The organism is Brucella haematophila (genome assembly GCF_005938105.1).
Lineage (GTDB): Bacteria > Pseudomonadota > Alphaproteobacteria > Rhizobiales > Rhizobiaceae > Brucella > Brucella haematophila.
The window spans coordinates 1-1,414 of sequence record NZ_VCPE01000051.1; the positions used below are offsets into that span (position 1 = coordinate 1).

Genomic DNA, 1,414 nt, shown 5'->3' on the forward strand with positions numbered 1-1,414 from the left:
AGTTCACTCGCCATGGCGGTCGCCTCCTGATGGGTGGGAGGCGTCGGGACGGCGCGAATACCAATGGGTTTCAGTCGGCGCGACGATGGAAAACGACTGTTGGTTTAGCCGGTCCAGTAGCAAAAGGGCGAGTTCTGTAGCCCTACCGACGATGTATTCCTCATCCGCGGGGAACCGTGGGTAATTGATAAAACCGACGCGAACGCCAGCTTCAAAGCCGTTTGTGTAAGCATAGTTTAGCGGTTCGACCGTAACGCACGCGCCGACGCGGTCGCACCATTCTTGACATACATTGAACGCTTCGACGTAGTCACCGGCGATGTAGATTGTGACCGTGATCGTTTTAGACCTTACAATTTTCATCACGCGGCTTCCTCCTCATCGCAATCAGCAATCTCGATGGATGCAGACTGGCAAATAATTCCACACGAAATGTCTGGCTCGGCATCGTAGCGGCCAAGGTCTGGCGGAAGACGGTCAAGCGGAATTCGCTCCATCATTCGAACGCCATCCTCTACCCACTCTCGCTTGCAGATGACGCGGCCTAGCTCACGCTCGATAGCGGCCATTTCTGCGAAGCGCTCTGGGAAATCGACCCGGATTTTGTTCCAGTACCCAGCTTGACCTTTCACGCAACCGATACAGTTGTTGTTGCGATAGCCAAGCTTATACATAGCGGGAAGCTCGATCCCGGCCCGGTCGATGATGCCTAAGCAATCGTCCTTGGACAGTCCGCGCTCCCAAAGGATGGGCCAGAATTGAACAAACGGTTCCGCAGCGGCGGTGCGCTTATGGCGTTTTTCATATTCTTCAGCAGTATAGCCTAGTACCACAACGTCATCCGGACGCTGAACCTCAAGACGGACCGACCGTTTCAATTCAGCGGTGCACCGCGCACCGCGAGGCCCGACTAGAAAACGCGTCTTGTGAAAGACAACATCAGGATCGCGATCATACTCATCATTGCCTAGAATGAGTATTTCCTGACCGAACCACTTCTGACAGTCGGCGAGGAAACGCATGTTGTCGGGGTGTTCGCGCTTGCTGGTATCGCAGTACGCTACGACAACTTCCTTGCCGTTGGCATTCTGAATGGCGAGCTTTGTCGCAACGGCACTGGCGGCCCCACACGAGAACCAAGATACGATCCTGCCCATCACGCCACCTCACTGCTTGGAGGAGTGGGGAGAGGGCGCCAGTGGATGGGAACTGCTTCACCGAAATGATCTGAGGCCATTCCGTCATGAGCATCGAACGGGTCACCAGCGTGCCAAGGAAGATGCTTACCGAATTGATGGTATGGTTTGTACCATATTTCGCGGACCTCGCTGAACGACGCTCTATGGATGTCATCCATATCGGAGCAAGCATCACGATATAGGATTGCGAGAATGTGCGTCCCATCCTTCGGCGC

Annotated in this window: 2 protein-coding genes; both read right to left on the reverse strand. The window is 54.7% G+C overall.

Features of this window, described 5'->3' with window-relative positions:
- Positions 1–3 precede the first annotated feature (3 nt).
- Positions 4–363, reverse strand: a complete 360-nt coding sequence (locus FGI60_RS26155; protein ID WP_138787581.1) for a hypothetical protein — start codon at positions 361–363, stop codon at positions 4–6.
- Positions 363–1,157 carry a hypothetical protein gene (locus FGI60_RS26160; RefSeq protein WP_138787582.1) on the reverse strand — a complete coding sequence of 265 codons (795 nt, stop codon included), beginning with the start codon at positions 1,155–1,157 and terminating at the stop codon, positions 363–365. Before FGI60_RS26160 ends, FGI60_RS26155 begins: the two co-directional genes overlap by 1 nt.
- Between the last annotated feature and the right edge of the window lie 257 nt (positions 1,158–1,414).

What these genes read in the sequence shown, in the direction of transcription:
- FGI60_RS26155 (WP_138787581.1), bottom strand. Translation starts at nt 363, where the DNA reads ATGAAAATTGTAAGGTCTAAAACGATCACGGTCACAATCTACATCGCC.
- FGI60_RS26160 (WP_138787582.1), bottom strand. Translation starts at nt 1,157, where the DNA reads ATGGGCAGGATCGTATCTTGGTTCTCGTGTGGGGCCGCCAGTGCCGTT.